The sequence below is a fragment of the Sulfitobacter sp. LC.270.F.C4 genome, from assembly GCF_032922545.1.
GTDB lineage: Bacteria > Pseudomonadota > Alphaproteobacteria > Rhodobacterales > Rhodobacteraceae > Sulfitobacter > Sulfitobacter profundi.
Window position 1 is genome coordinate 114,315 of the sequence record NZ_CP136685.1, and the last position, 20,109, is coordinate 134,423.

The 20,109-nt window shown below is 56.5% G+C and carries 19 protein-coding genes and 1 pseudogene; 13 read left to right on the forward strand and 7 right to left on the reverse strand.

All coding sequences use genetic code 11. The annotated features are described in order from the left end of the window. Positions 1-75: 75 nt before the first annotated feature. The 3 genes and pseudogenes from R1T45_RS00610 to R1T45_RS00620 form a co-directional block, all read left to right on the forward strand. Positions 76-393 (forward strand): annotated as a pseudogene (locus R1T45_RS00610) (acyl-CoA dehydrogenase family protein); the annotation flags it as partial. 49 nt (positions 394-442) lie between these two features. After that, positions 443-1,009, forward strand: coding sequence for a biotin transporter BioY (locus tag R1T45_RS00615; RefSeq protein ID WP_074838768.1), 567 nt, complete (start codon positions 443-445; stop codon positions 1,007-1,009). Between the two features lie 138 nt (positions 1,010-1,147). Continuing rightward, a complete protein-coding gene (locus R1T45_RS00620; RefSeq protein WP_240672155.1) occupies positions 1,148-1,981 on the forward strand; it encodes an MBL fold metallo-hydrolase in 834 nt (277 codons plus the stop codon). Positions 1,982-2,052: 71 nt separating this feature from the next. Here the strand turns inward: R1T45_RS00620 and R1T45_RS00625 are convergent, their stop codons facing one another. Together R1T45_RS00625 and R1T45_RS00630 are read right to left on the reverse strand one after the other, a co-directional pair. After that, the gene (locus R1T45_RS00625) at positions 2,053-3,387 is read right to left on the reverse strand and encodes a DUF6880 family protein (RefSeq protein ID WP_254702677.1); all 1,335 of its coding nucleotides are present in this window, start codon (positions 3,385-3,387) and stop codon (positions 2,053-2,055) included. A gap of 243 nt (positions 3,388-3,630) precedes the next feature. After that, on the reverse strand, positions 3,631-4,437 hold the full coding sequence (locus R1T45_RS00630) for a helix-turn-helix transcriptional regulator (protein WP_284376190.1): 807 nt from the start codon (positions 4,435-4,437) through the stop codon (positions 3,631-3,633). A 91-nt stretch (positions 4,438-4,528) separates the two neighbouring features. On the opposite strand from R1T45_RS00630, the gene R1T45_RS00635 reads away from it, so the two are divergent. The 3 genes from R1T45_RS00635 to R1T45_RS00645 are packed head-to-tail and all read left to right on the forward strand — an operon-like array spanning position 4,529 to position 7,541. Beyond that, positions 4,529-5,473 carry an ornithine cyclodeaminase family protein gene (locus R1T45_RS00635; protein WP_152464275.1) on the forward strand — a complete coding sequence of 315 codons (945 nt, stop codon included), beginning with the start codon at positions 4,529-4,531 and terminating at the stop codon, positions 5,471-5,473. A gap of 12 nt (positions 5,474-5,485) precedes the next feature. Continuing rightward, positions 5,486-6,610 carry an aminotransferase gene (locus R1T45_RS00640; protein ID WP_152464276.1) on the forward strand — a complete coding sequence of 375 codons (1,125 nt, stop codon included), beginning with the start codon at positions 5,486-5,488 and terminating at the stop codon, positions 6,608-6,610. Positions 6,611-6,629: 19 nt separating this feature from the next. Beyond that, positions 6,630-7,541, forward strand: a complete 912-nt coding sequence (locus R1T45_RS00645) for a dihydrodipicolinate synthase family protein (RefSeq protein ID WP_152464277.1) — start codon at positions 6,630-6,632, stop codon at positions 7,539-7,541. A gap of 434 nt (positions 7,542-7,975) precedes the next feature. Here R1T45_RS00645 and R1T45_RS00650 read toward each other — a convergent pair whose 3' ends face one another. Then, the gene (locus R1T45_RS00650; protein WP_007120572.1) at positions 7,976-8,371 is read right to left on the reverse strand and encodes a RidA family protein; all 396 of its coding nucleotides are present in this window, start codon (positions 8,369-8,371) and stop codon (positions 7,976-7,978) included. Positions 8,372-8,458: 87 nt separating this feature from the next. Here R1T45_RS00650 and R1T45_RS00655 point away from each other — a divergent pair, with 87 nt between their 5' ends. Then, the gene (locus tag R1T45_RS00655; RefSeq protein ID WP_317388934.1) at positions 8,459-9,178 is read left to right on the forward strand and encodes a helix-turn-helix transcriptional regulator; all 720 of its coding nucleotides are present in this window, start codon (positions 8,459-8,461) and stop codon (positions 9,176-9,178) included. A 181-nt stretch (positions 9,179-9,359) separates the two neighbouring features. Here the strand turns inward: R1T45_RS00655 and R1T45_RS00660 are convergent, their stop codons facing one another. From R1T45_RS00660 to R1T45_RS00675, 4 genes are all read right to left on the reverse strand, one after another. After that, the gene (locus R1T45_RS00660; protein WP_317388935.1) at positions 9,360-9,764 is read right to left on the reverse strand and encodes a contact-dependent growth inhibition system immunity protein; all 405 of its coding nucleotides are present in this window, start codon (positions 9,762-9,764) and stop codon (positions 9,360-9,362) included. Between the two features lie 160 nt (positions 9,765-9,924). Continuing rightward, positions 9,925-10,272 (reverse strand): hypothetical protein, encoded by a 348-nt coding sequence (locus R1T45_RS00665; RefSeq protein WP_317388936.1) that lies wholly within the window; start codon positions 10,270-10,272, stop codon positions 9,925-9,927. Between the two features lie 15 nt (positions 10,273-10,287). Next, entirely contained in the window at positions 10,288-10,416 is a 129-nt protein-coding gene (locus R1T45_RS00670) for a hypothetical protein (protein WP_317388937.1), read from the reverse strand. 258 nt (positions 10,417-10,674) lie between these two features. Next, positions 10,675-12,048: an aspartate aminotransferase family protein gene (locus R1T45_RS00675; RefSeq protein ID WP_040701702.1), complete on the reverse strand. Its 1,374-nt coding sequence runs from the start codon at positions 12,046-12,048 to the stop codon at positions 10,675-10,677. 551 nt (positions 12,049-12,599) lie between these two features. On the opposite strand from R1T45_RS00675, the gene R1T45_RS00680 reads away from it, so the two are divergent. The 6 genes from R1T45_RS00680 to R1T45_RS00705 all read left to right on the forward strand — a co-directional run bounded on the left by R1T45_RS00680 (position 12,600) and on the right by R1T45_RS00705 (position 20,106). Next, positions 12,600-13,562, forward strand: coding sequence for a helix-turn-helix domain-containing protein (locus R1T45_RS00680; RefSeq protein ID WP_317388938.1), 963 nt, complete (start codon positions 12,600-12,602; stop codon positions 13,560-13,562). An 87-nt stretch (positions 13,563-13,649) separates the two neighbouring features. Further along, positions 13,650-15,677: a hydantoinase/oxoprolinase family protein gene (locus R1T45_RS00685; protein WP_317388939.1), complete on the forward strand. Its 2,028-nt coding sequence runs from the start codon at positions 13,650-13,652 to the stop codon at positions 15,675-15,677. A gap of 4 nt (positions 15,678-15,681) precedes the next feature. Then, a complete protein-coding gene (locus tag R1T45_RS00690) occupies positions 15,682-17,637 on the forward strand; it encodes a hydantoinase B/oxoprolinase family protein (RefSeq protein WP_317388940.1) in 1,956 nt (651 codons plus the stop codon). A gap of 83 nt (positions 17,638-17,720) precedes the next feature. Further along, the gene (locus R1T45_RS00695; RefSeq protein ID WP_007120581.1) at positions 17,721-18,461 is read left to right on the forward strand and encodes an ABC transporter ATP-binding protein; all 741 of its coding nucleotides are present in this window, start codon (positions 17,721-17,723) and stop codon (positions 18,459-18,461) included. Continuing rightward, complete coding sequence (locus R1T45_RS00700; RefSeq protein ID WP_007120582.1) at positions 18,461-19,195, forward strand: ABC transporter ATP-binding protein; 735 nt, start codon at positions 18,461-18,463, stop codon at positions 19,193-19,195. Before R1T45_RS00695 ends, R1T45_RS00700 begins: the two co-directional genes overlap by 1 nt. Then, on the forward strand, positions 19,192-20,106 hold the full coding sequence (locus R1T45_RS00705) for a branched-chain amino acid ABC transporter permease (protein WP_007120583.1): 915 nt from the start codon (positions 19,192-19,194) through the stop codon (positions 20,104-20,106). Before R1T45_RS00700 ends, R1T45_RS00705 begins: the two co-directional genes overlap by 4 nt. Positions 20,107-20,109 lie beyond the last annotated feature (3 nt).

A 20,109-nucleotide genomic window follows, 5' to 3' on the forward strand; every position in this document is an offset into this window, starting at 1 on the left:
TGGCCCAGAAAAAACAAAACCGGAGTGGATCGTCGCGAAGCTCCGGGAGTCCGACGATCCCAGGGCGCCTCGTGCGGTGTCCTATGGGACAAGCAGGTGGTGCGCCAGCGGCTGGCAGACTGCCAGACGAGGATCGCGGCGGGACGGCAGCTGGTCTATCATGCCGCAGGTCTGGACGCGGCGGGCCACGATTGCGTGCAAGAGGTCTCGATGGTCAAGGCCTATTGCGGCGAACTGGTAAACAGCGTGCTCTACGACTGCGTCCAGTTTCACGGCGGCATGGGCTATATGCGCGAAACCCCGGTTGAACGCATGTCGCGCGACGCCCGTGTTCAGGCCATCGGCGGCGGTGCGAGCGAGGTCATGCTGGAAGAAGTCGCCAAGCGCATGTGAGCTTCCCTATCCAGCAAATCAACGATCTACAGAAACAAGGACGAAACAGATGAATTTGGAAGCCACTCAACGCCAACCGGTCGCAAGACTGACCCGAGAGATCTCAATAATACTCATCGGCACAATACTTCTGACACTATCCGCCAAAATCGCGGTGCCGTTCTACCCGGTACCGATGTCAACACAAACCCTGGTGGTCTTGGGTCTCGGCCTTTTCCTGGGGCCGGTGCGCAGTAGTCTAGTTGTCGCTGCGTACCTTCTGGAAGGTCTGTTTGGCCTGCCGGTTTTCGCTGGCACGCCTCCCGCACCGGCGGGTCTGGCCTATTTTGCGGGTCCCACTGGCGGATTCTTGATTGGGTTTGCGCTCGCGGCGGCGGCTGCAGGATGGATGGTTCAAAAGCTGGCAGGGCTTCCGCCTTCAATCAGAGCATCTGTAGCGGTCCTCTCCGGTTCGATACTTATGTATTGCGCAGGGCTATTCTGGTTGGGTGGCTTTGTCGGCTATGGCGAAAAATTGCTGAACGCCGGGCTTTACCCGTTCCTGCTTGGAGACCTGACGAAGGCAGCAATTGCTGTAGTGCTGTATACAGGTTTCCATAATCGGGGTCACGCTTGACTGCTGGGCTTTGTTGCCTTGTTCCAGCGCCGGTTCTGACCGGCGCTGGACGCCAGCCCGAGGCTTCCAAAGCTATGCAAAGCAAAAGGCGGCTTTGCAAGTCCCAGACTTTTCACTGTCAGAAAGTGGTCGTATTCAATGACAAAACGCAGCATGTTTCACACAGAGCCGGAACCGTGTCGCGCGCGTGCAGAACAGGTGGCCGAGGGAATCCTGAGGATCGTTGCGAGCAATCCCGGGAAGATGACCTATCACGGGACGAACAGCTACATCATTGATACACCTGACGGTCGGTTCATTCTCGATCCGGGTCCAGCAGAAGACAGTGCACATTTCGAAGCAATTGTCGAGAATCTGGGAGGCAACCCGGCCGGAATTCTAGTGTCACACCACCATTCCGATCATTTCGGTGCCGTGCCGGGATTGCGCGAACGGACAGGTCTGCCCGTTTATGTTTCGCGTGCCTTTCCAGACGATGCATTTCAACCCGACGGGTTTTTGGAAGACGGGCAAAGGATTGCCGGTCTTACTGTCCTTCACACACCCGGTCACGCGAGCGATCACCTCTGCTTTGCGAGGCTGGATGGAGTGTTATTCACGGGCGACCACGTGATGAGTTGGAACAGTTCGATCGTCAGCCCCCCTGACGGCAACATGCGTGATTACTGCGACCAGCTTCAACGGCTTATTGATCGCGACGATAGGATCTGCCTGCCGGGTCACGGGCCCGTACTCCAGGATCCGCGCCCTTACATCGAACGGTTACTTGCCAACCGGATGCGCCGCGAGACCCAGATCCTCAAGCATCTCCTAAATACTTCCGATACAGTCCAGAATATCGCCGCTTCAGTCTACAAGAAATCTGACCCGCATATTGCAATGGCCGCCGAAAGGAATGTTGTGGCTCATTTACAGAAACTTCTTTCTGAATCGCGAGTGGCTCAGGAAGAAGGGATCTGGAGGGTAAATTAACATAAACTTCATTATGCGAAAAAGAACAAAGAATGAACACGGGTCCTCTTACCCTCACCGTGAGCTGAACACTAAGCAACCGCCCCCCAAAATGAGGTCTTCTTTCCATGAGACTGTTTCAAGCCATCAAGATAAGCCTCATGCGTATCAAATTGTGCGAAGTCGTCAACTCTCGCGGCTAGGTTCTTGCACTCACGCAAGTGACGCGCAGCATGGCGATACCGTTTGACCCGTGAATTTTGCAACGCAAAATCGATCAAGCCGCGTTTCAAAAGTGTGGCGGCCAGTGGATGGCGATCCTCAAGGGCGTCGGACACCGGTCCCAAAAGCTCATAGTGATTTCCATCAATCTCTGCGGCACGGTTTGTGATAAGAACTGCAGCCTGCTCAATCGCGGGCCAAGTCATCAGAAAATGGAGAGCTGTCGTGAAACTCTCAAACCCAAGCGCGTGTTCAAGGGCTCGGCTCTCTGCTTCGACGTCTTCAAAATCAGGTAGTCCGCTGAGCCATGCGCGTAGATGGTCTGCATTTAGGCTGCGTGCAAAACACGTCCACATAAAGTCCCGCGCCACCTCGGGCTGCCCCATCGCGCGCATCACGCTGATCCGGGTCACTTCCCAGTCATAGGGAATCCATCCGCGATCTTTCTCATCGGGCGCATTGATGGCCTCCCATGCTTCCTCAACCCGCCCCGCTTCAAGAAGACGACGCGCGATTTCAGCAGCAACCTGTGGTGCCTTTCGTGCCAGATCACTTTGTTGGTCAATGTAGGCGTCTACATCACCTTCGACATCCGCAATCTGCTCGAGCGCCATGCGCAGCGCGTAGTTGTTCGACAGATCAATTCCCGAAGTGGTGATCCCAGCTTTAAGGTGCTGCAATCCTTCTGAACCCAAGACTGAAGCAAGACCTGATATCAAAGTTGGATAATGCCCATAATCATCATCGGCCAAGGCCTCCAGCAACTGGTCTGCCAGGACAAGCGGGTCCGGCGCGGCAACCTCGGCCATATCGATCAAGCCTTCACAGGCTTCGTAAAAAATCGACTGCACCTTGCCCGTACTGTCATCGCAACGTTCATAGACCCCATTCGCAAGAGCCACGAACCGCCAAATCAGATCAAACGCCCCTGCTGGATCGACCGGCCCAACTTGAGAAACGATGGCGCGTCTCTGCATGTCTAAGTCAGCCGCGAAAGCATTGCGGCCCTGCCAGTCAATAAACGATCGTGATCTTGCAATGCTACTGAGCCGCTTGCGGATCTCCCGAGCGACATCTCCGGAACCGGCTTCGCTTGCCAGCTCCAGCCTCAGCTGCCGCTTTGCGTCAGCATTACCTTTGGTGATATCAAGAAGAAGGTCGGCCAACCGCTCAGCGCCGAGCGCCGCAAGGTTCTTTGTATTCAATGTAGTCTTCGAAGCCATGCAGGAAATTTAGGTCAATATGCAGCTCGAATGCCAGCCCCCTCCTCAAGTTTATGACCATCGCAGATTTGGGAAGACCTGCCCTTCGCTGCATAGCGCATGAACTGACACAGTGCGGACAAAGCGCACCTTCACTGCGGTCGCGCGAATGTCCGGATTTAAGAATTGCGACGTAGTGCCTCTAAGTTAGCAGTTCTACTACAGTGTATGCTGGGTTTACTCTATTTACTTCTCTCCCTCAGGTTCACGCGATTTCAAATAGGCGTGGAACAACTGCTGCTGTGTGCTGATGCCAAGTTTGGCATAGGCGTTACGGCGATGTGATTTTACTGTTGGTAGAGCAATGTCCAAACTTAAACTGATTGAAAGGCTGGAATGCCCTTTCAGGATCATCTGGATGATTTCAGCCTCTCTTGGCGAAAGGATATCGTTCCCAAAAGATGCCAAAGACCGTGATTTCGTTTGGTCCAATGGTAGATTATTAATGGAGTTCGATGCGAGCCTGAGAAACGCGGACCGTATCAGTGGCAAAACGCTTCGCAAAGCGTCCAAATCCGCATCGGGGATACCTTTCGATGCAGCGGCGCGGGCAAGGCTTATTTCACCCACCATGCCGTCTTCTAGTTCAACGAGCACGGACACTTCCCGAAGGCCTTGTGGCCACCCGGGCGTTCGGAAGCTTATCTCTTCAGCATCATCCGCAATAACGTCCGCTGTAGTCGCGCTCCAGTTATCAGGGGCGAGGTCGGCCATGCGGTAAACGCCGCCGCCGAGACCACCCCGTATGGCGTTATGAACGGGATTGATTTCAAAAGTGGAGGTGACATAGCGTTGCACTGCCGCTTTGGAAGAAAGATCAGCGTAGCTGTCAGCCAAGTAGACAGGCGATGCATTTGGTCGGTTCAGCACGGCAAATGCCGCCTCGCAAGGGTACAAAGCAGATACGGCCTCGATAAAACGGTCGGCGCCTGATTGGCCATCGATGACGCTTGCCAGCTTTTCGCTGAAGGCTTGGAAACTTGTCTGCGGCACGGCTATCGGCACTTTCCTTTGTAGAGTCATCCTTTGGGATGATGGCGTTGTCTGGCTTGCTTAGCTAGCAAGGCCAAAAAGGATTAACGCAATGGCAAACACCCCAATTACTCTCGACAGAGAAACCGTTTCTAACGCATTGGGCAAGATCGATATTGTTGAAGCAATGCGAGACCTTTTCACAGAGCTTGGACAAGATCGTGCAGTTCAACCGCCGCAGACCATTACCGAATTTCCCCAAGGCGGTGATTTCATCACATATCTCGGGGCGCTTGGCGGCGCGGGCGTTTTTGGCGCAAAACTGTCACCCTACTTGCCGCGTGACGGCGGCCCCATCATCACCGCGTGGTCGGTTCTGATGTCGATGGAGACGGGCCAACCGCTGGCCTTGCTGGACGCGGGCGCTTTAACGACAGAACGTACCGCCGCGACGACCGCGCTCGCGGTTGATTTGCTCGCGCCAAATGATCGTCCCCTCAAGCTTGCGGTCATTGGTTCAGGTGCTGTGGCACAAGCGCATATGCGTCATGTCGCCGGGCTGCGCGATTGGGCAGATGTGCGTGTGTACTCGCCAAGTTTAGCGAGCGTGCCGGAAACACAGGCAAAATGGCAAGGACTACAATCCGGCATCACCTTAGCCGATACGGCTAAAGTCGCTGTCCAAGAGGCAGATGTCGTCATGCTGTGTACGTCATCGGGTACGCCTGTTGTGGACGTGGCCGATTTTGCCTCAAATGCGCTTGTCACCTCGATCAGCACCAATGTGGCGCGTGCCCATGAAGTTGACCCAGCATTTCTGAAGACCGCACAAGTCTATTGCGACTACCGCGCCACGACACCAAATGCGGCCGGTGACATGGTAATTGCGCAAGAAAGCGGATGGTCTGCGAATGATATCTGCGGCGATCTGGCAGAGCTTTGCGTTGCATCCTGCGCCAAACCTGACGCGGATCGCCCTGTCTTCTTTCGATCCATTGGCCTCGGCCTTGAGGACATCGCGATCGGCTACGCCGTCTATCAACACGCCACAGCGTAAAGGACCTACGCCATGCATATCGAACCGTTCAAAGTCGAGATCTGGATGAACGAGTGGGAAAACCACTGCACCTATAATCTTGCCGAAACCTGCGTTGCCAGCATCACGATTGATGAGTTGCTGCAAATGTCCGGTCGCAACAGCGATGATCTATCTGCGCTGCTGCCGATGAAAATGACCTACGGTGCGATCGAGGGTTCGACCCGTCTGCGGACTGCGATTTCGACGCTTTACGCTGATAAAGACATTGCCAATATCACTGTCACCCACGGGACCATCGCGGCGAATACGCTGGTGCATAAATCATTGGTGTCGCGCGGGGATCGGGTGGTTTCGATCGTGCCCACGTATCAACAGCATTACTCCATCCCTGCAAGCATCGAGGCAGATGTTCAAATCTTGCGCCTACGCGCCGAGGATGGATTCCTGCCTGATCTTGACGCATTGCGTGCCTTGGTGACGCCTGACACCAAACTGATCGCGCTGACAAACCCCAACAACCCCACCGGCGCGTTGATCGAACGCCCGATGCTTGAAGAGATCGCGCAGATCGCCCGCGAAGTTGGGGCCTATGTTCTTTGTGATGAGGTCTATCGTGGCACAGGGCAAACCGGCGATGGCATGACCCCGTCGATTGTGGACGTCTACGAGAAAGGCATCGCCACGGCCGGTATGTCCAAGGCCTATTCCTTGGCTGGCCTACGCGTCGGCTGGGTCGTGGCACCTGCTGAAGTGACCGAGAAGGTTCTGATCCACCGTGACTACGACACGATTTCTGTCGGGATGATCAACGACCATTTCGCGGCGATGGCCTTGGAAAACAAAGACAAACTATTGGCGCGTAGCCAAAAGATCACCCGCGACAACCTTGCGATCCTTGCGGAATGGGTCGCCGCACAACCGCGCATCTCTTGGGTCAAACCAAGCGCCGGAACGACGGCAATGCTCAAGATTGATGTGCCAATCACGTCGCGAGGGTTCTGCGTCGATCTTTTGCAGAAAACAGGTGTTATGATGACCCCGGGCGATGCCTTCGACATGGAGGGCTACGTGCGCATCGGATATTCCAACAGCACCGATGTTCTGAGGGCGGGTTTAGAAAAGCTAAGCACCTACCTGACTGAACTTTCTGAATAGTGCCCAATTGGAGGCGATAATGTACACTCTTCCAAAACTCTGCGCGGCTTTGGTGACTCCATTGGATGCGCGCGGGGCCATTGATACAAGCACACTTTCGCAGCATTGCGCATGGGTCCTTGCCAATGGCTGTGATGGTGCGGTCCTGTTCGGAACGACCGGCGAAGGGCCGTCTTTCGGCCTCACAGAACGCATGCGCGCCCTCGAAGGTCTGATCGCTGATGGCATTGCGCCATCAGCTTTGATCGTGGGAACCGGCTGCGCGTCCATCGAAGACACAGCCGCTTTGACCAAACATGCAACGGATCAAGGGTGCGCAGGCACGCTGATCCACCCGCCTTTCTTTTTCAGGCCAGCTGATGATGATGGTGTGATTGAATTCTACTCAGGTTTGGTTGATCAGCTGGGATCTGAAGTCAGGAATATCGTGTTCTACCACTTCCCCGAAGCAACAGGTGCGGGGATCGGTATTCGCACCATCCGGCACCTTTTATCCGCTTATCCCGGCGTGTTCTCAGGTATCAAAGACAGCTCTGGCGACCTATCGGCAACGCTTGAATATGTTACTCAGTTCCCCGAGCTTTCAGTGTTCACCGGGGATGACAACCTGCTCTGGCCGGTTCTTGAAGCTGGTGGGCACGGCGCAATTACGGCCACGGCAAATTTACTTCCGGCTGAACTTTTCGAAATATCTGAGGGTTGGCGAGCTAACTCCCCCAGTGCTCGGGCGGCGCAATCTCGCATGGAATTAGCTTGGGTTGAAACTCTGCTAAAATTGCCGGTTACCCAAGCCGTGAAAGAGGTGCTTGCCCATCGGTCTAGGAATGGAAACTGGCGAACTCTTCGCCCTCCATTGCGCCCATTGTCCGATGCCGACCAGCAGTTTCTGGCCGCGCGAGGAGAAACTAACTTTTGGAATTTCCCCACATAGCACGCAAATGCCAATGGTATCAGACCACCTTACCGCTCCCAATTCCCGACCTCTGTGTTTTGTTCCAACGCTTATCGGTAGATTTATCAGTATCCCAATACCGGACATTCGTTCAGCGCGCAGCATCAGTGAGTCTGGGCTCACACCCGCCGTTCGCCGCGCGTATCATCAACGGCAGCTCAGGCCAAAACCTCACCCCCACCGAACGCCCCATTAATTAATTTTCCGTGACCAATACCCCGTTTCAACCGGTGCACGCTTTGTGCACGCCTTGTGCACGCTTTTCACCCCCCTGTTTCTGGCGATTTGGCCAAAGTTTAACGGGCGGTTTCGCAGCCTTAAGCACTCTGAAAACAAAAAATGCCGTTCCCCGTCAGCGCTCCGCCGTTGCCCAAGGGTGCGCATTCACTGCGCACCCTCTTCTCGCACAGGGCCTAGGCCGCCGCTGTCGCCTCGATCTCAAAGAGCAAACCCGGAAGAGCCAAACGCGTCACCCCCAGAAGCGTCATCGGCGGTGCGCAGTTTAGCGGCCCGAAACGCATGCCCAGCAGGTCGAAGTTCTTCAACGCCTCGTCCACATCCGTGGCATAGACCCCAAGCCGGATAACATCTCCAAGCGACATATCCGCTCCGGCCAGCACGGCCTCAAGGTTGTCCAGCGCCAAAGCAATCTGCGCGCGCATGTCGTTCGGATGCTGGGGCTTGCCCTGCCCGTCTACAGCCGTCTGGCCAGCACAAATAAGCTGCCGCCGCGGCCCTTCAATGACTTCTGCCTGATTGTATCCCAGCTTCAAGGACCAGTCCCACGGATTTACGGCTCTGCGTTGCATATCTGATTTTCCTTTTTTGATTTCCATGAGAAAGCCCTATTGCCAATAAGTGCCAAATTTTGTCACCATATGTGCTAGAGTGGCAAAATGAATATCAGACAGAGACATGACACCATCGTGCGCAGCCTTCGGCGCAACGGCACATCAACCGTCGCGGAGCTCGCCGAAGAGGTCGGCGCCTCCAGACGCACGCTCCTGCGCGACATCGCCGCCTTGCGTGACGAAGGCTTTGTCATCCATTCCGAAAGCGGGCGCGGCGGTGGCGTGCAGCTTGACCCCCAGTCCATGCAAACAACCGCCCGCCTCTCTGTGGCCGAAGTCTTCGCGCTGCTGATCAGCGTGGCCGCCATGCGCGCCGCCCAGAACCTGCCCTTCTCCGATCTCGCAGATGCAGGCCTCGCCAAGATCGAGCGCGCCCTGCCGTCTGACAAAGTGCGCGATCTGCGCCGCTTCCTCGCCTGTCTGCACATCGGCCAACTCTCGCCCAAACAGGACCTCTCTGACCTGGGCACAATCGACCCCGCCCTGCTGCCCGCTTTTGAAAAAGCCTTTCTGGCGCGCCAGCACCTCCGCTTTGAGTATCGGGATGCCAAAGGCGCGCGCAGCCTGCGCAATGTCGAGCCGCAGGCCATGCTCATCTTGCAACCGCTCTGGTATCTTGTCGCATGGGATCCGGCGCGCGAAGATTTCCGGCACTTCCGCATGGATCGCATCACAGGCCCGGAGCTTGTCAGCGGCCCGCCCTTCCGGCGCAGGCATGTGCCCTTTGAAAAAGATGTTTGTCCCTACAACGACCTGCCGCGCTGACCCCCAAAACCGCGCCGCCCTCAGGCGCGCCCGGCACGCAAGACTGCGTTCCGCGCAAAGGGCAAACCGCAGAAACCACGAATTCGCTGCGTCCGCACCAAAGGCCCGCGGTGCGCGACAAAGCACCATTTCGCTGCGGCTACTCCAATGACTGCTTTTGCTGGCGTCTCAAGTTAACAACCTACGCTGAGCGGCTTATGTCCAGTGCGCCCGGAATGGCCCTGCCAAGCTCTTCGTATGACACGTGTTCCGGCAAGACCGTATCTTCTTGACCGCGAATCCCCTCCCAATGGCCATGTCCGCGATAGCGTGTTGGCTTGATTGCGATCTTGCCGTCCCGCAATGTTAACGAAACATGGCCCGCACCGTTAAACAGCGCTTTCAAAGTCCTGACACCAGCGCGCGCCTTGTCTGATTCCTCCCACGCCTTGAATTCTTCCTTTGTCGGAATCCGGATGACGTCATTCCACTCTGGATGTTCTGGCGTAATGAACCGGCTGGCCAAGAAGGCGGCCCGCGCGCGAACACCGATCTCTATCGCGGTTAGGTCTGCCGAAAAATATTGATGGTATCCCTTGGGATCCAAATGCGCGCTACCATACACCGCTTGTGAGGCGATTTCCGTGAATTTGCGATAGCCCGTAAAAAAGGCACCTTTGCGTTCTTTGGGAGGCTTGGAATTTTTTTGCGCCCAGCCGCCTCTGCAAGCACTTACGCTCTTTGTTCTTCAAAGGTTAGCGCTTTACTCATCGGATAAGCCTTACATTCACATCGATACCCAAGCTCTCGGCATAGTCTATCGCCCCTTGAATTTGAGTAAACTGTTCTGGGGTGGTGTTGTCAGGAATCGCAAGCTCAAGGCGTTTGAGGTCGATTTGATTTGGGCGAATATCTGTTTCTCCTACGACACCCCCTCCAAACTTGTCGATCTGATCAATATAGCGCTTCAATGCACCAAAGATACGGCTGGGCCGGTCCGCATATCCCGGCGCGCGGGTTTCGAGCGTCTTTGCGCTTGTGGCAAGGCCTCGATCTTCGTCGAAGAAATCGAACGTCTTGAAGTTGTCGGGCGTGCGCTCTCCCAAACCGCCCAATCGTTCCAGGTGATCCTACCACGGTCCACCCTGCTCCCTGATCGGCCCGCCCCAGGTGAGGCCGGAGTTTTCGATGACGCCCCAGTCAGGATCAGAGGGCAAGCGGCGCGCCTCTGCCGCCTCATGCAGAAGCGCGTCGCGCATGTCGTCCGCGTCCTGCGCGTCACAGCTCGGCCCGCGCCGCCGCAACGCACCAAAGCAACAAAGAGGCCGTCAACAAGAACGGAGTCTCGCCGGTCTGAAAGCCGCTCAGCATAGGTTCACCCGAAGAAGCTCTTGGTTGAACGAGATTTGTAAAGATCAGCTCGCGTGACAGGCGCCACCCGGAAAATGTGTAGACAGGCCGACCCAAGTTTTTCCCGGATGGGAAAGGGTAAGAGTTCTGGCTTGTCGTTCCCCTGACTAGGCGGCCCCGTTTATGTCTGCGGCCAGTTCCTCCAGGCTCTTTTTTGTGATCTGGATGATTTCTCGCACGTCATTCGCGCCCACTATCAATGGCGGACAAAATGCCATCGCGTCTGTCATATTACGTGAGATGAGGCCGTTGCGCAGCATGATTGCGTTCATTTGGGCGCCGAGTTTTCCAGGGGCAAAATCGCCTGATTTACCCTCTGGGGCGATCAATTCAAGTGCGCCTATGAGGCCAATGCCACGTGCCTCTCCAACGAGAGGGTGGGACGTTAGGTCGGTCAATCCAGCTTGCAATTCTGCACCGCGTTCGGCGGCATTGGCCACAAGATCGCGCTCTTCGATAATCTTGATGTTTTCCAGCGCTACGGCTGCGCCGACGGGGTGGCCACCGCCCGTATAGCCATGCCCCAGAACACCGATGCGCCCGCTTTCGTCGGCGATTGGCTGATAGACCCGATCGTTGATCATGAAAGCCGAAAAGGGGAAATAGCTGGAGGTGATCTGCTTGGACATGGTGAGAATGTCGGGCTTTATGTCAAAGGTTGTAGAGCCAAACATGTTTCCCGTACGGCCAAAACCGCAAATCACTTCATCTGCGATAAGAAGGATATCGTATTTCGCCAGAACCGCTTGGATTTTCTCCCAGTAGGTCGCCGGAGGAACAACAACACCGCCCGCGCCCATGACAGGCTCGGCGATGAATGCGGCTACAGTTTCGGGGCCCTCTGACTGGATCATATCATCAAGATCTTGGGCACAGCGTGACGCAAAAGCTTCTTCGCTTTCGCCGTCCTGACCTTCGCGCCAGTAGTGCGGGCAAGTGGTGTGCAAGATGCCCTCCATCGGCAGATCGAAGGACTTGTGGTTATAGGGCAGACCCGTCATCGACGCGGCGGCGACTGTCACGCCGTGATAGCCGCGCAGGCGCGAGATGATCTTCTTTTTCTCGGGCTTGCCGAGCGCGTTCGAGCGATACCAGACCATCTTGACGATTGTATCGTTCGCCTCGGAGCCCGAGTTGGTATAGAAAACCTTGCTCATTGGCACGGGGGCTATTTCGATCAGCTTTTCAGCAAGATCAATCGCCGGACCATGCGAGCGGTGCGAGAAGTTGTGGTAGTAGGGCAGCTTTTGCATTTGCCGGCTGGCGACATCCACAAGGCGTTGTTCGTTGAACCCGACTGCCACGCTCCAAAGGCCGGACATGCCCTCGATATAGCGGTTGCCGTTTGAGTCGGTGACGTGGATTCCCTCGCCTGATTCAATGATCAGCGGACCAATTTTTTCATGCGCTTCGGCATTGGTATAGCTGTGAAAATGATAAGCGATATCACGGGCTTCGTCTGAATTTGGTCGCACATCCATGGCAGGCATCACTTCTTGTAAGTTGGCGTTTTTCACGCGGCAGGGGGCCGCGATTTGCCCTCAGTGCTATCGCCGCTTTCTTGCTTTTAGCAAGCAGTTTTGTTCCGAGCATCCTCTCTGCGGGCCAGCGAGGCCGCCCATTTGAAGCAGAAACGCCCGCCGGGATTTCGGTCGTGGTTTGAGGACACTTCCATCCTGTGATTCTGTTTGGATGCTTCGTTTTTTTGAAGCGCAGCGGCCGTGAATCTTGGGGAAAATGCGGCCCAATCCCGCTCAGGTTGTTGCCTTCGCAGCTTTCCGTTTCACAAAACCAAGACCCGATTTGGCGGTGTTCTCGCGCTGCAAATGGTTGGTAAAAATATGTTTTAGTTAGATATTTAGGATTTTCCGGGGCCTTTCTGGGCCCGATGAAAGAATCGCAAGTGCGCGAATTGACACGTGACACAAGAGTTTGTGCGTTTTTTGCCAAAGTGGTTTGCCGGAACGATGCTACGATTATTTTAACACATGAGACAGTTGTGTTTTCGCCATTTGTGTTTGGGGGACGTTGGATGAATCAGAAGGACAAAGCTGCAAAAAAGCTCATGACTGCCACCCAGTGGCAGGCGGCTGTCTCAGATACGTTCTTTCCCCTAGAGACCACGATGGCGGATGACCAGTCCTTTTCAGGTGATCTCAATACTTGGAGCCTCGGTATCGTCGGTCTGTCGCAGATGCGTTGCGACGGCATTCTATACAAAAGGCACAAGCGGCACTTTCTGGACGAAGTTGAAAGCAGTCTGCTGATTACCATTCCAAGATTGGGGACGGTCGGCTTTGACCAGAATGCCCGCCAGGCGAAATGTTCACCGGGCGAGTTTTTGGTCGAACGGGGCGATTTGCCCTACGAGTTCTGGCATGAACAGACGAACGAGCTGTTGGTGCTGAAGGTGTCTTCCGAAAGCGTGCGGGCCCGCATCGGCCCAACAGACCGTTTGGGCGCGCTGAGTTTTGATGGCACAGCCGGTGTGGCCAGTTATTTTCTGGATACCGTCAAGACAACGGCGCTGCACGTCGATTTGCTTGATGAGCAGGCGCGCGCGGCCGCTGGCAAGCACATCCTTGATCTGCTGTGCCTCTCAATCCGCAAAGATGACCGTGTGCTGGACAGCGAAACCTCGACAATCCGCGCAGCACATCTGCACCGCGCAGAACAGTTTATCCGCAACAACCTCTTCAATGAGAATCTCTCCTCAAGCCTTGTGGCAAAGGCCTGCAATGTGTCGCAGCGCTATCTGCAACAATTGTTCTCGGAGTCGGGCCGGTCGGTTTCCGGGTTCATCCGCGAAAAGCGTCTGGTGCGCGCGCGCGAGGACCTGAGCGTCGAAGGGGCCATCACAATTGCCGAGATAGCCCATCGGTGGGGGTTTTCGGATCAATCCCAGTTTAACAAAGCCTATCGTGCGCAGTTCGGCTGCACACCGACCGAAACGCGCAAAGCCGCGCAGCAAGGCCAGAAGTCGGCCCCTCCATAACCCTTAGCTAAAACCGAAAATCTCCAAGTAGTGTCGGCTTTCGCCGGCGCCTTCCTGATGCCCTGTTGTCTTTTGAAGGATGTAGACATGAAGAATACCAGAGTTGCCGTAGATGTGGGTGGGACGTTTACCGACGTCGTCATCATGGACGAAACAACGGGTGCGATCCGCATCGAAAAGACGTCATCGACACCGGATGACCCGATGGTTGCCATTCTCAACGGGATTGATCAGGGCGGCATCGACCTCAGCGAGGTGTCGATGTTTTCGCACGGGACAACCGTGGCAACAAACGCGCTGATCACACGTAATTTGGCGCGTTCTGCGATGATCTGCACCGAAGGGTTCCGCGATGTGGTCGAAATCCGCCGGGCCAACAAGGAGGATCTGTGGGATACCTACAAGGATGTGGCCAAACCCTACATCCCGCGTCGGGACCGTCTGACCGTCCGTGAATGCGTCGACGCGAACGGCACGGTTCTGGAAAAGCTGGACGAAAAAGAAGCGCTGCGCATCGCGCATGTTTTGAAGAAGCGCAAAGTCGCCTCTGTTGCTGTCTGCTTTATGAACTCTTACACCAATGGGGCCAATGAAGAGCGGATGCGAGACATTCTGCTGAGTGTGATGCCGGATGTGCCGGTGTCGATCTCTTCACAGGTCCTGCCGGAGATTTTTGAGCACGAGCGTTTCTCGACAACGATGGCAAACGCGGTCGTGTCGCCTTCGGTCGTTGATTATGTAGCGCGCCTTGAGGGTAAGCTGGCTGACGGCGGCTACGAACGCGATCTGCTGTTGCTGCACACGGGCGGCGGCGTGATGACCCCGGCCAGCGTTAAAGACTTTGCCGCGCGTCTGGCAGGATCGGGCATTGCCGCGGGCGCGATTGCCAGCCGCTTTATTGGCAACCTTTGCGGGTTTGACAATTCTATCGGTTTTGACATGGGCGGGACCAGCACGGACGTATCCTTGGTGTATGAAGGCAAGTCGCGTGTCACCAAAGACTGGTATATCGAATATGGCTATCCGATCCGGTTCCCGTCGATCGAAGTGCTGACCATCGGTGCGGGCGGTGGGTCGCTGGCGTGGAAAGACGAAGGCGGGTCACTGCGCAACGGACCGCAATCTGCGGGCGCCTTCCCTGGGCCTGCCTGCTACAAGAACGGCAATGAAGTGGCCACAAACACGGACGCCAATGTTGTGCTGGGCCGCCTTGGCACATCGCTCGCGGGGGGCAAGATTACCCTTGATCCTGCCCTGGCCGAAGCGTCGGTCAGAGAGACTGTGGCCGAGCCTTTCGGAATGGAGCTGCACGAAGCCGCCGAAGCCGTGGTTGCGGTTGCAAACGCAAATATGGCCAATGCGGTGCGTTTGCTGTCGATTAGCCGAGGTTATGACCCACGGGACTTCGCGCTTGTGGCGTTTGGCGGAGCCGGGGCGTTGCATGGTGCGGCAATTGCCAAGGAGTTGTCGATCCCGACTGTCATTATCCCGCCCAATCCGGGTGTGACATCGGCTCTGGGTTGCCTGCTGGTCGATATCCAGCACGACTTCTCAGACAGCTTCATGGCTGCTGCGGCTGATACCAAGCCGGAGGATTTGGAGGCCGCCTTCGTGCGGCTGGAGGCCATGGCCGCTGATCGTTTGAAGCACGAAGGCGTAGCGCCCAAGGACATTGTCATGCAGCGCACGGTCGAGATGATGTATCAGGGCCAATGGCGTGCCTTGGCAGTATCTGCGCCGTCCAAGGTCACCGATATTGAGGCCTTGATCGACGGGTTCCACAGCGAACACCAGCGCGAATTCAACTTCCGCCGGGATGACGCACCGGTGTCGATCTTCCGTGTGGGGCTGACGGCGACGGGTATGGTTCCCAAGGCCGAGCTGCAAAAGCACGAGGTGAGGAAGAACAAGCCCAAGACCGACAAGACACGCGATGTCTGGTTTGACGGCAAGGCCCACACGGCGATGATTTTCGAGCGTGAAAACCTGACCGCCGGTGCGACCTTTGACGGCCCCGCCATTGTCGAGCAGTTCGATTCAACCACCGTAATTCCGCCGAACACGACTGCTGAAGTCGATCAATACATGAACATTCTCATCCGAGTGCAGGAGTAATACTATGAGTGATTCAAAAGCCCTAGATCCCGTCACGTTTGAAGTTCTCAAGAACTCCTTCATCACATCCGTTGACCAGATGGCCGAGCAGATGCTGCGCACCTGTTACTCCTTTGTGATCTACAACCGCGACTTTTCAAACGCGCTGCATGATGCCGAAGGCAATTCGGTTGCGCAGGGCAACGATGACATCGCGGTGCACGTCGGCACGCTGCACTTTACCTGCAAAGACGTCATTCGCGTCTTCAAGGGCGACATGATGCCCGGCGATGTCTACGCAATCAACGACCCTTACGCAGGTGGCACGCACTTCAGCGATGTCCGTCTGGTGCGGCCGATCTTTGATGAAGACGAGCTGATCGGGTTTTCGCAGTCAAACGGGCACTGGTCTGATCTGGGTGGCTCTGTGCCCGGTTCGTTTGATGTGACGGCGAAAGACATGTTCCGCGAGGCGGTTCGGATCACACCTGTCCGGCTATTCCGTGCCGGCGATTTTTGTTCCGACGTTGCCAACCTGATCGCAAACAACACACGCGACCCCGCGTCGATTATCGGTGACATCCACAGCCAGGCACAGGCCACGCAGGTGGCCGAACGTGAAATCCTGCGGCTGGTGCGAAAGTACGGGCGCGAGCAGGTCAAGCAGGGCATGAACGAGGTGCAGGACTACGTTGAACGCGCCGTGCGCCAGCGTATTGCGGCGCTGCCCGACGGCACATGGGAATCCGTCGACTACATCGACCGGGACCCGTCAGGTGGCGAGGGGATGATCCCGATCCACATCAAGATGACAATCAAGGGTGATCAGATTCACTACGATTTCGAAGGCAGCCACCCGACGATTGGTTCGATGTACAATTCCGCGCCGGGAGCCACATTCTCGGCTGTCGTCGCGGGGATGAAGACCTTCTTTCCTGACCTGCCGTTGAACTCCGGCTTCTATCGGATGCTCTCTGTCGCTGCGCCGGAAAATTCGGTGGTCAGTGCCCAGTGGCCCACGGCGGTCACCGGCTTCCTGATGCCGTTTGAAAAGATCATGAACTCGGTTTTCGAGATGTGGTCGGAGATCATGCCGGAGCGCGCCATCGCCTGTGCATTCAATCTTGAATACCTGTTGGCGGGGGGCACGGACAAGCGGCGCGAGGAGGACTTTACATTCATGTTCTACGAATGGCTCCCCGGCGGTTGGGGCGGACGGCGCGGCAAGGATGGCAGCGACGTCACCACCGCCTGTTTCGGAACCGGGCTCATGTCTCAACCCAACGAAGGCAACGAGCGGGTCAACCCGACCCGGACGCTTGAATTTCAGATCAAAAAAGACAGCGCAGGCCCGGGCAAATGGCGCGGTGGGACAGGGGTGCAGAAAACCTCCCTGCTTCTGGAAAGTGAAAAATCCGTAATGTCCTATGTCTGCGACCGCGAACGCGCCGTTGTCTGGGGTGTTGATGGCGGTTTGCCCTCCATGCCGCATGGTCTGACCATCAAACGCGCCGGCTCGGACACGCACGAATGGCTTGGGTCTGTCTTCTCTGGCTTCCCGATGTATTCGGGAGATGAGTTTGCGCGCCCGACCGCGGGGGGCGGCGGCTTTGGCGACCCGCTTGAACGAAAGACAGAGGCTGTTCTGACAGATGTGGTGGATGACTATGTCTCTATCAAACGAGCCGCGTTGGACTATGGCGTTGTGATCAAAGAGATTGATGCGGACTTGTGTGAATATGAGGTCGATGAGGCCGAGACCGAGAAACTGCGGGCGCATATTCGTGAAAACCGCGTGGCTTGGGCGCGCATTGATCCTGAAAAGGTTGCCGAGATGTATCGCAACGGCGAGATCGACGCGATGGACGCCGTGCGACGCTATGCGGTGATCCTGGATTGGGAAACCGGCGAGCCGCTGCCCAAGACGATCGAACAGTTCCGCGAGAGTTTCGAGCGGCGCAGCGTGGCACACTGGACCTAGTGAGCATCACCAGGACCCGCAGCCGCCATCGGTTGGCGGCTGTGGAGCACAACGGTCGGAACAGGAACGCGAAGGATAAGATTTTGTCATTGGAACTGGAATCAATCAGCGTTGCGTTTGGTGGCTTCAAGGCTCTGGATGACGTGACGATTTCGCTAAAGAAGGCGGAAATTGTCGGGTTGATCGGCCCCAACGGAGCAGGCAAAACCACCTGCGTCAACATCATCACAGGCTTTCAGGACCCCACGTCAGGCACGGTCATGCTGGATGGGCAGGACATCAACGCCAAAGCGCCCTATGACATTCGCCGCCGGGGTCTTGCGCGCACGTTCCAGGCCGGGCGCTTGTTTTCCGGGCTGGATGTACTGGACAATCTTGCAGTGACCGGGGTGGGCCTTGGCCATTCGCGGCGCGCCTCCGAAGACGAAGCGCTGCGCGTGTTGTCCTGGATGGGGGCCGGGCATCTTGCCGAACTGCCCGCAGCCGGGCTGCCCTATACGGACGAGCGCAGGGTCGGCATTGCGCGTGCGCTGATGTTTGCCCCCGATTACCTGCTGCTGGACGAACCCGCCGCAGGCATGTCCGAAACCGAAGCGGATGATCTGGCACAAATCATCAGGCGGATCGCGGATGAGCTGAACTGCGGTGTCCTGTTGATCGAGCATAACGTCGGGCTTGTCCTGTCATTGTCAAACCATGTCTATGTTCTGGACGCGGGCAAGATCATCGAAGAGGGCGACAAGACCGAGATCCTGGCCAGCCAGGCGGTACGCGAAGCCTATCTGGGCGCAGAGCATGCGCCAGAAAACATGGAGCACGCGTGATGTCAAAGCTGGGTGTTTTCGATGTCGCGGTTCGGTATGGCAAAGTGCCTGCACTGTCGGATGTTTCCTTTACTGTTCAAGAGGGTGAGAGGCTGTTCATCTCCGGGCCGAATGGGGCGGGCAAGTCCTCTCTGCTCAAGGCGATTTGCGGAGCCGTTGCCACGACCCATGGCCGCATTGAGGTGGACGGCGATGTGCTCAATGGCCGCTCGCCCGAAGCGATAGCGCGTTTGGGTCTGACCATGGTTCCGGAAGGCCGCGAGGTTTTCGGAACGCTGACAGTCGAGGAAAACCTGCGTGTGGGCACGGGCATCCGAAAGGACAAGGCGGCGATTGAAACGGATATCGACGGGATCTACCAGAGCTTTCCTATCCTGGGTGAGCGGCGGCATGCCAATGCCGGAGCACTGTCCGGCGGACAGCAACAGATGTTGGCGATCGGGCGCGGTTTGATGACCAATCCCAAACTGATGATGGTGGATGAACCTTCGCTTGGGTTGGCTCCGAATATTGTCGATCAGGTCTATGAAACGCTCGTCAATCTGCAGGCCGAACGCGGCTTGACCCTGATCATCGTTGAACAGAGCTCAGCCCGCGCGGCCCGGGTTGGCGGGCGCATGGTGTTGCTGCGCGGGGGTCATGTTGCCGGCGATGGCGATGCGGCAGGCTTTGCGGAAAGCGATCTGCTTAAGGAAGCCTACTTTGGGCAAAACCAGTCGGAGGATGCGACATGAACGCCGTTCCACAGCTGCTCTTTGATGCGCTGAGCCTTGGGGGCATCTATGCCATGGCCGCACTTGGGATTGCTCTGATCTTCGGGGTGATGAAACTGGTGAATTTCGCCCACGGCGAATACATCGCCTTTTGCGTTTTTGCATTGATTGTGCCCTCGACGGACGCAGTTGCCGTCATGTTCTTGGGCAAAGCGCCGGCGATTTTGCTGATCCCGCTGCTGCTGCTGATCGGCGCTGCAATCGCCGTCGCCTCCGAGTTCTTTGTCTTCAGGCACATGCGCAATGCCACGCCTGTGGCGATGATGATTTCATCTTTTGCCTTGGGGTTCGTGATCCAGAATACACTGCTGTTGGTCTACAGCAGCCGTCCCAAGGCAGTAAGCCTCTGGCCAGAGTTGAACCAGCCCGTCAGCATCGCAGGGGCCTCGATCCCTTTGCTACAGATCATCGTCATTTGCACCACTTTGCTCGTTGTTGTGACGCTTGCCTTGCTTTTGAAACGCACGCGGATCGGGCTGGAAATGCGCGCGGCGGCTGAGAATTTCACCATGGCGCGGCTTTTGGGTGTGCGGGCCAATGTGGTTATCACCGGCGCCTTTGCCCTGTCTGGCGCGCTGGCTGCCGCTGTGGCGCTGATCATGGTCACACAAACCGGTGTGGCAGACATTCGCATGGGCGGGCAGATCATGTTGGTTGCCTTCATTGCCACAGTGATCGGCGGTTTGGGCAGTTTGCCCGGTGCTGTAGCGGCGGGATTTTTGATTGGCGCTGCTTCGGTCATTTTGCAGGGGTTCCTCCCGCTCGAAGCACGGCCTTTCCGTGATGCGTTTCTTTATACGCTGGTCATTGTCAGCTTGCTGCTGCGCCCCGACGGATTGTTCGCTCCGAGATCTACGAAGCCGAGGGTTTAGCAC

Coding starts and splice junctions, on each gene's coding strand:
- R1T45_RS00615 (WP_074838768.1), top strand. CDS start 443: ATGAATTTGGAAGCCACTCAACGCCAACCGGTCGCAAGACTGACCCGA.
- R1T45_RS00620 (WP_240672155.1), top strand. CDS start 1,148: ATGACAAAACGCAGCATGTTTCACACAGAGCCGGAACCGTGTCGCGCG.
- R1T45_RS00635 (WP_152464275.1), top strand. CDS start 4,529: ATGGCAAACACCCCAATTACTCTCGACAGAGAAACCGTTTCTAACGCA.
- R1T45_RS00640 (WP_152464276.1), top strand. CDS start 5,486: ATGCATATCGAACCGTTCAAAGTCGAGATCTGGATGAACGAGTGGGAA.
- R1T45_RS00645 (WP_152464277.1), top strand. CDS start 6,630: ATGTACACTCTTCCAAAACTCTGCGCGGCTTTGGTGACTCCATTGGAT.
- R1T45_RS00650 (WP_007120572.1), bottom strand. CDS start 8,371: ATGCAACGCAGAGCCGTAAATCCGTGGGACTGGTCCTTGAAGCTGGGA.
- R1T45_RS00655 (WP_317388934.1), top strand. CDS start 8,459: ATGAATATCAGACAGAGACATGACACCATCGTGCGCAGCCTTCGGCGC.
- R1T45_RS00670 (WP_317388937.1), bottom strand. CDS start 10,416: ATGCGCGACGCGCTTCTGCATGAGGCGGCAGAGGCGCGCCGCTTGCCC.
- R1T45_RS00675 (WP_040701702.1), bottom strand. CDS start 12,048: ATGGATGTGCGACCAAATTCAGACGAAGCCCGTGATATCGCTTATCAT.
- R1T45_RS00680 (WP_317388938.1), top strand. CDS start 12,600: ATGAATCAGAAGGACAAAGCTGCAAAAAAGCTCATGACTGCCACCCAG.
- R1T45_RS00685 (WP_317388939.1), top strand. CDS start 13,650: ATGAAGAATACCAGAGTTGCCGTAGATGTGGGTGGGACGTTTACCGAC.
- R1T45_RS00690 (WP_317388940.1), top strand. CDS start 15,682: ATGAGTGATTCAAAAGCCCTAGATCCCGTCACGTTTGAAGTTCTCAAG.
- R1T45_RS00700 (WP_007120582.1), top strand. CDS start 18,461: ATGTCAAAGCTGGGTGTTTTCGATGTCGCGGTTCGGTATGGCAAAGTG.
- R1T45_RS00705 (WP_007120583.1), top strand. CDS start 19,192: ATGAACGCCGTTCCACAGCTGCTCTTTGATGCGCTGAGCCTTGGGGGC.